This window comes from Actinokineospora sp. NPDC004072, from assembly GCF_053604195.1.
Genome location: NZ_JBSGHB010000003.1, coordinates 194380 through 202732, shown reverse-complemented (window position 1 = coordinate 202732; position 8353 = coordinate 194380). Strand labels below are relative to the sequence as shown.

Below are 8353 nucleotides of genomic sequence, written 5' to 3'. Positions count from 1 at the left end.
ACGTTGCGGGGGTTGCGGGGGTTGCGGGGGTTGCGGGGGTTGCGGGGGTTGCGGGGGTTGCGGGGGTTGCGGGGGTTGCGGGGGTTGCGGGGGTTGCGGGGGTTGCGGCAGGCGGTGGGGGTGGGTGGCGGGAGTTGGGTTGCTGGCTGGTGAGTGCCGGCCGGTGATGCGGGGCGTAGAGGTTTATTGGCGCGGTGGAAGGAGGGGCATCATCAGGTACTTGATGGGGACTTCCTGAGGGTCTACTGCGGTGATGACGGTGGCGCGCATGCCTGGCTGGATAGCCAGGTGGATGCGGAGGCCGGTGTAGGGGCGCAGGGCGTCGATGAGGTAGCGGGATTGGACGGCGGGGCTGGTTCGGGAGCCGGTGGTGGTGGCTTTGATGGACTCTTCGGCTTCACCGGTTTGGGGGTTGGTGCCGCGGAGGCGGAGTTCGTGGTCGGCGACTTCGAGGTTGAGGACGCCGCGGGGATCGGAGTAGAGGGAGACCCGGCGGGCGGCGGAGAGCAGGGCGTCGGCGTCCACTTCGACCTCGGTGTCCACTGTGTTCAGGACGAGGTTGGACTCGGAGAGGAAGGCGCCGTCCAGGACCGCGGTCGTGACGGTGGTGTTGGCCCACGACAGGGCGAAGCGGTTGGTGTCGATTCCCAGGGTGACTTCGCCGGTGACCTGCTTGCTGACCTCCGCCAGCAGGCCAGCGGGGACCAGGGCGTCGACGTCGGGGGACAGGGTGGTGGCCGGGACGGTGGCGATGGCCATGCGGTAGCGGTCGGTGGCGCGCAGGACCAAGGCGCCGTCCTCGGCGCGGAGGCGGACGCCAGCGAAGACCGGGAGGGCGTCGTCGCGGGAGGCCGTCGCCGCCACTGTGGACAGACCTGTGGACAACGCCGAGCCCGCGACCGTCCCGCACGGCGCCGGGGGAGCGGGGACGCCGGGGTGCAGGTCGACGTCGAGCAGCGGCAGGGCGAAGCGGGCGCCGTCGGCGCGGATCGCCAGGCGGGAGCCCTCCACGACCAGGCGGACGCGGTCGACGTCGAGCGCGCGGAGGGTCTCGGCCAGGGGTTTGGCGGGGACGAGGACGGTGCCGTCGGTGTGCACCAGCGCGTCGCACGTCACCCTGGCCGTGCGCTCGCGGTCGCTGGCGGCCAGGACGAGGCCGTCCGGGCCTGCGGTCAGCAGCAGGCCGCTGAGCAGCGGGTCGGTCAGCCGGGTCGGGATGAGCCGGACGATGTCGGCCGCGGCGGCGGCCAGGGCGGTCGTGGTGGCGGTGAGGTCCATGCCACGAAGCTAGCCCCGGCCGCCGACAGCGGGACGAAGTTATCCACAGGTCCGGGAGTTGTCCACAATCTGTGGATCGACCCTAGACAAGCGCCGGACGCGGGGTGCTGGGGACGCCCGCCAGGACGGTGCCCCGGCGCAGGTACACCACCAGCGCGATCAGCAGACCGGCGCCTGCGGCCGCCAGATACGCCGACCACACGCCGACGTGCTCCACGAGCTGGCCGCTCACCGACTGCCCGAGCGCCAGGCCCAGGGTCACCGCGGTGATCACCCAGCCGAACGCCTCGGTGATGGTCCCGGGCGGGGCCACCTGCTCCAGCGCCGCCGAGTGGGCGGTGGCCTGCGGCGTCACCAGCGTGCCGACGACCAGCAGCGCGATGGCCAGGCCGATCAGCGAGGTCGGGATCGCCAGCAGGGTGAGCAGCAGCGCGAACCCGGCCAGCAGCACCGGCATCCGCAGGTGCAGCGGGCGGGGCCAGGGCCGCGTGCCGTAGTACACGCCGAACACCACCGAGCTGACCGACCACACGCCCAGCAGCACGCCGCCCATCGGCGGGTTGCCCGCCTGGGTGGCGGCGGCGGGCACCGCGACCTCGACGAACCCGATGGTGACGCCGAACCCGGCCGCGGCGAGCGCGACGGTCTTCATCCCCGGCGAGGCCAGCGGCCCGAGCAGGCTGCCGCCCCCGGCCGACTTCGCGGGCCGGTACGACCGGATCGTCGGCATGAGCGCGAACGTGACGCCACCGATGATCATGAACCCGGCTCCGATGACCACACCGGTCCCCGCCCACGGGGCGGCCACCAGCACGCCCGACAGCGCCGGGCCGACGATGAAGAAGACCTCCATGCTGATGGCCTCGTAGGAGTAGGCCGCGGTGCGCACCGGCCCCGGCGGGACCAGCCGCGTCCACATCGCGCGGGAGGCCGAGCCGATCATGGGCTCGGTCGAGCCGATGCAGAAGCCGAGGGCGACCAGCAGCCAGGTCGGCGCGCCGGACTCGATGGCGAGGATGCCCAGCGACACGAACAGGGCGAACAGCCCGACGACGCTGAGCAGCGGGCGCGACGGACCGACGCGGTCCATCAACCGCCCCTGGGCGACCGACCCGATGGCGACGCCGACCAGCGTGCCCGCGGAGACCATGCCCGCGGTGGCGAACGAGTCGGTGGCGTTCTGCACGTACAGCAGCAGGGACAGGCCCACCATCGCGATCGGCAGCCTGCCCACGAGGGAGGCCAGGACCGGTCCGCGCGCGCCCGGGGTGGTGAGGGCGGCGCGGTAGTCGGCCAGACCGGCGGAGTGGGACATGACTACCAGTATGCCGAGGACTGGTACGGCCGTACCAGTTATTTGTGCGTGGTTTCAACCACCCGGGTCGTGGGTATGTATCGGTCGGGTAACGGTATGCGGCAAAGCAGGTGAACTGGCGCAACGAGACCTGGGGAAGCGAGTCCTTGAGGGTGAATGCACTTGTTAACCGGGTGGGGTGGCGTGCGAAGGTTTCCCTGTCACGTCCGGGTGGCCCAGTGCGATTAGCCCAACTGAACAGACTCCCTCCGGCGAACGGGTCGGGGCCTGCGGCCGGAGGGCGGGGAGCGTGGATCGTCGGGGGATGGTTCACGCAGGCGAAAGGCCGGTGCGCCGCGTCGGGGGCGGCGCCCGGCCTTTCGTTCTGCTCTGCGGGCTAGCGGGCCCGGCGGGCCAGCCGCTCCGGGTCCAGGATCAGCACGCTCTTGCCCTCCAGGCGGAGCCAGCCGCGGTGGGCGAAGTCGGCGAGGGCCTTGTTGACCGTCTCGCGGGAGGCGCCCACGTACTGGGCGATCTCCTCCTGGGTGAGGTCGTGGGTGACGCGCAGCAGCCCGGCCTCCTGGCTGCCGAAGCGCTGGGCGAGCTGCAGCAGCGCCTTGGCCACCCGGCCGGGGACGTCGGTGAAGATGAGGTCGGCCAGCATGCCGTTGGTCCGGCGCAGCCTGCGGGCGATGACCCGCAGCAGCTGCTCGGCGATCTCCGGCCGGTTGTTGATCCACTGGCGCAGCGCGGGCCGGTCCATCGTGACCGCGCGCACCTCGGTGACGGTGGTGGCGGTGGACGTGCGCGGCCCCGGGTCGAAGATCGACAGCTCGCCGAACATGTCCGACGGGCCGAAGATCCCCAGCAGGTTCTCCCGGCCGTCGGGGGACTTGCGGCCGAGCTTCACCTTGCCCGACTGGATGATGTAGAGCCGGTCGCCCGGCTCGCCCTCGGCGAAGATCACGTGCCCCCGCGGGAACTCCACCGACTCCAGCGTCTGCGCAAGCGCTTCCGCCGCGGCCGGCTCGACCCCTTGGAAAATGCCCGCGCGGGCGAGGGTCTCATCCACCTCGGTCCTCCGTTTCCACCCGGCGCGCACAGAGCGGCTGTGCGGCCGATCACCACATTCAGTGTAGGGCCTGGCCCGATAACGCCTGCACGGCGCGCCGTCAAGATCCCTTGTGGAACCTTCAACCAAGCCCAGCCGGAGAACAATAACGCCTAGTCACGCCCCCTGCGACCGCGCAGCTTCGTCGCGCGCCCGCCGAGCCTGCGCAGCCGGAACAGCTCCAGCGCCCGGCCGATGCCGTGGCCGTACAGCGCGCGCACCTCGTCGGGGCGCGCCTGCTCCAGGAACTCCTCGACGTCGGTCTCCTGCACCGCCGCGTGCCGGATGCGGGTCTCCACCCGCTCCATGAACAGGGCGAAGAACATGATCACCAGCGGCACCGCGAACACGAACCAGACAGCCATGTGTCGTAGATCCTCGCTCCCAGCCGGACCCGCCCGGTCCCGACTTCTCGATGGTCTCGCTCTGCTAGGACGTCCGGGGCAATCTCGGGTTGTGCGTCGGCCCGTAGGCTAGCGACGTGCCAGCCACCACCCGACGCCCGCCCCTGGATGCCGAACCCAGTCTCGCGCTCACCCGGCGCGTCCGCCGGATGACCAGGGCCCTGGCCGAGGGGTACCCGGACGCGCACTGCGAGCTGGACTTCACCACCCCGCTGGAGCTGGCCGTCGCGACGATCCTGTCGGCGCAGTCGACCGATGTGCGCGTCAACATGACCACCCCCGCGCTGTTCGCCAAGTACAAGACCGCGGCCGACTACGCCGCCGCCGACCGCGCCGAGCTGGAGGAGCTGATCCGCTCCACCGGCTTCTACCGCAACAAGGCCGCGTCGCTGATGGGCCTGGGCGCCGAGCTGGTCGAGCGCTTCGGCGGCGAGCTGCCCGCCACCCTCGACGACCTGGTCACGCTGCCGGGGATCGGTCGCAAGACCGCCAACGTGATCCTCGGCAACGCCTTCGGGGTACCCGGCATCACCGTCGACACACACTTCGGCAGGCTCGTGCGCCGCTGGGAGTGGACCGACCTGGAAGACCCGGTGAAGGTCGAGCACGCGATCGGCGCCCTGGTCCCGCGCAAGGACTGGACGATGCTGTCGCACTACGTGATCTTCCACGGCAGGCGCGTCTGCCACGCGAAGAAGCCCGCGTGCGGGGCCTGCTTCCTGGCCAAGGACTGCCCGTCCTACGGCACCGGCCCGACCGAGTTCGAGCCCGCGGCCAAGCTGGTCAAGGGCGAGGAGGCCGAGCACCTGCTGGAGCTGGCCGAGCGGGTGCGCCAGGGCTACCGGCCGGGGCGGTCGGCCGGGTGATACCCCGGGTGCGCTGGCTCGTGGTCGCGGTCGTCCTGGTGGTCGCCGCGGCCATCGCGCTCTGGCCGCGGGGGGAGGGGCCCGCCCCGCGCACCCCGCCGCCGGGGCCGGACGTCGCCGCCGCCCGCGCCGCGGCGGCCCTCGACCGCTGCGCCACCGGCGCTCCCGGCCCGCAGCACCTGCGCGGCGTGGTCGCCACCTGCCTGGGCACCGGCGAACCGGTCGACGCCGCCGCCGCGCTCGGCGGCCGCGACCTGCTGCTCAACGTGTGGGCGACCTGGTGCTTGCCGTGCCGGGAGGAGTTGCCGCTGCTGGCCGACTACGCCGCTGGGCCCGATGCAGTTGAGGTCGTCACCCTGGTCGTGCAGAGCCCGCAGGGCGACGCCCTGACCTTCCTCGACGGCATCGGCGTCACCCTCCCGACCCTGCACGACGGCGACGAGAGCGTCTCGCGGGCGCTGCGCCTGCCCACCGGCCTGCCCGCGTCCTACCTGGTCAAGGCCGACGGCACGACCACGCTCATCGCCGACCCGCGGGTGTTCCGCTCGGTCGAGGACATCCGCGCGGCGGTGGCCAAGGGGCTCGGATGAGCCACGGCCCGCTGGTCGACCCCGACACCGTGCCCGGCTGGCTGCGGCCGCTCGTGGTCGCCTCCGGGGAGATCGATGTCGACCTGTTCACCCGCTTCGGCGCGGTCGGCGGCGGCACCCGCGAGGCCGCGGTGCTGATCCTGCTCGGCGAGGACGAGCGGCACGGGCCGGACGTGCTGCTCCAGCTGCGGGCCGCGGGCGGCGACGCGCACGCCAACCAGGTCAGCTTCCCCGGCGGCAAGGCCGAGCCTGACGACGACGGCCCGGTGGCGACCGCCCTGCGCGAGGCCGTCGAGGAGACCGGCGTGGACCCGGCGGGGGTGCGCCCGGTCGCCCTGCTGCCCGCGCTGCACATCCCGGTCTCGGGGTTCGACGTGACCCCGGTGCTCGCGCACTGGGAGAAGCCCAGCCGGGTGTGGGCGGTCTCGCCGCGGGAGACCCAGGCCGTGGCCCGGGTGCCGATCGGGCACCTGGCCGACCCGGCCAACCGGTTCCGGGTCCGCCACCCCTCCGGCTACGTCGGCCCGGCGTTCGCCGCCCCGGGCATGCTGGTCTGGGGGTTCACCGCGGGCCTGCTGACGATGGTGCTGGCCGCGGGCGGCTGGCACCGCGACTGGGACGCGCGCGACGTCCGCGATCTTGACGTAGCGTGGCGCTCGGTGCGCACACCGGGTCCGGAGGTCAGCGCGTGAACTGGGTCGACGTTCTGGTGCTGGCGCTGGCCGTGCTGGCCGCGGTGTCCGGCGCCCGGCAGGGCGTGGTGACCGCGCTGCCCGCCTTCCTCGGCGTGCTGCTCGGCGCGGTCGTCGGGGTCAAGGTCGCGCCGCTGGTGGTGGCGGGCATCTCCGCGACGCCGACCCGGGTGGCCTTCGCGGTGGCGATCTTCGTCCTGCTGGTCGCGCTGGGGGAGACGCTGGGCGTGTGGGCTGGGCGCACGCTGCGCCAGCGCATCTCCTCGCCCAAGCTGGCCGGAGTCGACAGCGTGCTCGGCGCGGTCGTGCAGGGCGCGGTCGTGTTCCTGGTGTCGTGGCTGATCGCGCTGCCGCTGACCACCGTGGGCGGGCTGCCCGGGCTGGCGTCGGCGATTAACAACTCGGTGGTGCTGGGTGGCGTCAACGACGTGATGCCGCAGGCCGCTCGGGGGCTGCCGGACGAGCTGCGCGAGCTGCTGGACGTCTCCGGCTTCCCGGCCGCGGTGGACCCGTTCAACCGCACGCCCAACCGCGAGGTGGCCCCGCCGGACCCGGCGCTGCAGGCCAGCGCGGTCGTGCAGCGGGTGCGGCCGAGCGTGCTGAAGATCAACGCGCGGGCGACGGCCTGCGAGCGGGCGCTGGAGGGCAGCGGGTTCGTCGTCGCCCCGCAGCGGGTGATGACCAACGCGCACGTCGTCGCTGGCGCGGAAGAGGTCAGCGTGGAGTCCGGCCAGCGGACCCTGCGCGCCGAGGTCGTGCTCTACGACCCGCGCACCGACGTGGCCATCCTGCGGGTGCCCAGCCTCGCGGCCGACCCGCTGGAGTTCGCCGACTACGAGGTCGAGAGCGGTCAGGACGGCATCGTCCTCGGCTACCCGATGGACGGCCCCTACACCGCGGCGTCCGCCCGCGTCCGCGACCGCATCCCGCTGCGCGGGCCGGACATCTACGACTCGCCCGCCGCGGTCGAGCGCGACGTCTACACCCTGCGCGCCAAGGTGCTCAGCGGGAACTCCGGCGGCCCGCTGGTCGACACCGCGGGCGCCGTCGTGGGCGTGATCTTCGGCGCGGCGGTGGACGACTCGGAGACCGGGTTCGCGCTGACCGGCGCCGAGGTGCGCGACGAGGTCGACGCCGCGCCGCGGCTGACCGAACCGGTGTCGACGGGGCGCTGCGCGGGCTAGTGGGCCTTGAGGAAGGCCGTGATCGCGGTGCTGGTCGCCGACGGGTCCTCCTCCGGCGGGATGTTCCCGACCCCGGGCAGCTCGTGGTGCTCGGCGGGCCCCTTCAACCACGGGTCGGAGGCGGTGCGGGTGTACGGCAGCACGCACGGGTCGTCGGCGCCGTAGAGCTGCAGGACGGGGGTCCGGATGCGGCGGCGCATGGCCTCGGCGTAGCGCCTGCCCTCGCTGCGGAACTGCGAGCGCACCGCCCAGCGGTAGTACTCCAGCGCGCAGTGGGCCACGCCCGGGATCAGCATGGCCTCCCGGTAGCGGGCGACCGCATCGGTGAAGTCGGGGGAGTCCCGCCAGCGCGGCCCAGACCAGGAGCCGAACAGGCGGAGGATGGTGTCCTCGCGCACGAGCCAGCGCTCGGGGGCGAAGGGCAGCTGGGAGCGCAGCATCGGGCTCAGCGCGCGGGCCTGGTTGCGCGAGCGCCGCCGCAGCGCGGTGCGCCGGGCCTCGTCGCGCAGGGCGATCGGGTGCGGGGCGGCCACCGCGGTCACCGAGTCGACCAGCCGGGGGTGCAGCGCCGCCGCCGACCAGGCCAGCAGCCCGCCCCAGCCGTGGCCGACCAGGTGCGCCCGCGGCGCGCCCAGCGCCTTGATCAGCCCGGCGACGTCGCCGGAGAGGGTCCAGGCGTCGTAGCCGCGCGGGGGCTTGTCGGAGTCGCCGTAGCCGCGCAGGTCGACGGCGACGGCGCGGAAGCCCGCGTCGCCCAGGGCGGTGAGCTGGTGGCGCCAGGTCCACCAGAAGCCTGCGAACCCGTGCAGCAGCACGACCAGCGGGCCGTCACCCGCCTCGGCGGTGTGCAGCCGGATCCCGTTGGCGTAGACGTCGCGGTGCGTCCACGGGCCGTCGATGCGGACCGCGGCCGGGTCCGGGGCGCGGCTCAGCT

Annotated in this window: 9 protein-coding genes; 4 read left to right on the top strand and 5 right to left on the bottom strand. The window is 73.3% G+C overall.

Annotation, left to right across the window (positions count from 1 at the left end):
* Positions 1–183: 183 nt before the first annotated feature.
* From dnaN to ACWEPX_RS05720, 4 genes are all read right to left on the bottom strand, one after another.
* The gene (gene dnaN / locus ACWEPX_RS05735) at positions 184–1278 is read right to left on the bottom strand and encodes a DNA polymerase III subunit beta (protein WP_451895923.1); all 1095 of its coding nucleotides are present in this window, start codon (positions 1276–1278) and stop codon (positions 184–186) included.
* A gap of 82 nt (positions 1279–1360) precedes the next feature.
* Positions 1361–2593 (bottom strand): MFS transporter, encoded by a 1233-nt coding sequence (locus ACWEPX_RS05730; protein WP_451895922.1) that lies wholly within the window; start codon positions 2591–2593, stop codon positions 1361–1363.
* Between the two features lie 376 nt (positions 2594–2969).
* Positions 2970–3644: a Crp/Fnr family transcriptional regulator gene (locus ACWEPX_RS05725; RefSeq protein WP_189208797.1), complete on the bottom strand. Its 675-nt coding sequence runs from the start codon at positions 3642–3644 to the stop codon at positions 2970–2972.
* Positions 3645–3796: 152 nt separating this feature from the next.
* Positions 3797–4048 (bottom strand): hypothetical protein, encoded by a 252-nt coding sequence (locus ACWEPX_RS05720; RefSeq protein WP_451895921.1) that lies wholly within the window; start codon positions 4046–4048, stop codon positions 3797–3799.
* A gap of 188 nt (positions 4049–4236) precedes the next feature.
* On the opposite strand from ACWEPX_RS05720, the gene nth reads away from it, so the two are divergent.
* From nth to ACWEPX_RS05700, 4 genes are read left to right on the top strand one after another with little or no spacing between them, the layout of a single operon-like run.
* Positions 4237–4953 carry an endonuclease III gene (nth, locus tag ACWEPX_RS05715; protein ID WP_451895920.1) on the top strand — a complete coding sequence of 239 codons (717 nt, stop codon included), beginning with the start codon at positions 4237–4239 and terminating at the stop codon, positions 4951–4953.
* A gap of 8 nt (positions 4954–4961) precedes the next feature.
* Entirely contained in the window at positions 4962–5543 is a 582-nt protein-coding gene (locus ACWEPX_RS05710) for a TlpA family protein disulfide reductase (protein WP_451895919.1), read from the top strand.
* Positions 5540–6235: an NUDIX hydrolase gene (locus tag ACWEPX_RS05705; RefSeq protein ID WP_451895918.1), complete on the top strand. Its 696-nt coding sequence runs from the start codon at positions 5540–5542 to the stop codon at positions 6233–6235. Before ACWEPX_RS05710 ends, ACWEPX_RS05705 begins: the two co-directional genes overlap by 4 nt.
* Positions 6232–7419 carry a MarP family serine protease gene (locus ACWEPX_RS05700; RefSeq protein WP_451895917.1) on the top strand — a complete coding sequence of 396 codons (1188 nt, stop codon included), beginning with the start codon at positions 6232–6234 and terminating at the stop codon, positions 7417–7419. The genes ACWEPX_RS05705 and ACWEPX_RS05700 overlap by 4 nt, the downstream gene beginning before the upstream one ends.
* Here ACWEPX_RS05700 and ACWEPX_RS05695 read toward each other — a convergent pair.
* A complete protein-coding gene (locus tag ACWEPX_RS05695; RefSeq protein WP_451896170.1) occupies positions 7416–8351 on the bottom strand; it encodes an alpha/beta fold hydrolase in 936 nt (311 codons plus the stop codon). The genes ACWEPX_RS05700 and ACWEPX_RS05695 overlap by 4 nt on opposite strands.
* Positions 8352–8353 lie beyond the last annotated feature (2 nt).

What these genes read in the sequence shown, in the direction of transcription:
- dnaN (WP_451895923.1), bottom strand. Translation starts at nt 1,278, where the DNA reads ATGGACCTCACCGCCACCACGACCGCCCTGGCCGCCGCCGCGGCCGAC.
- ACWEPX_RS05730 (WP_451895922.1), bottom strand. Translation starts at nt 2,593, where the DNA reads ATGTCCCACTCCGCCGGTCTGGCCGACTACCGCGCCGCCCTCACCACC.
- ACWEPX_RS05720 (WP_451895921.1), bottom strand. Translation starts at nt 4,048, where the DNA reads ATGGCTGTCTGGTTCGTGTTCGCGGTGCCGCTGGTGATCATGTTCTTC.
- nth (WP_451895920.1), top strand. Translation starts at nt 4,237, where the DNA reads ATGACCAGGGCCCTGGCCGAGGGGTACCCGGACGCGCACTGCGAGCTG.
- ACWEPX_RS05705 (WP_451895918.1), top strand. Translation starts at nt 5,540, where the DNA reads ATGAGCCACGGCCCGCTGGTCGACCCCGACACCGTGCCCGGCTGGCTG.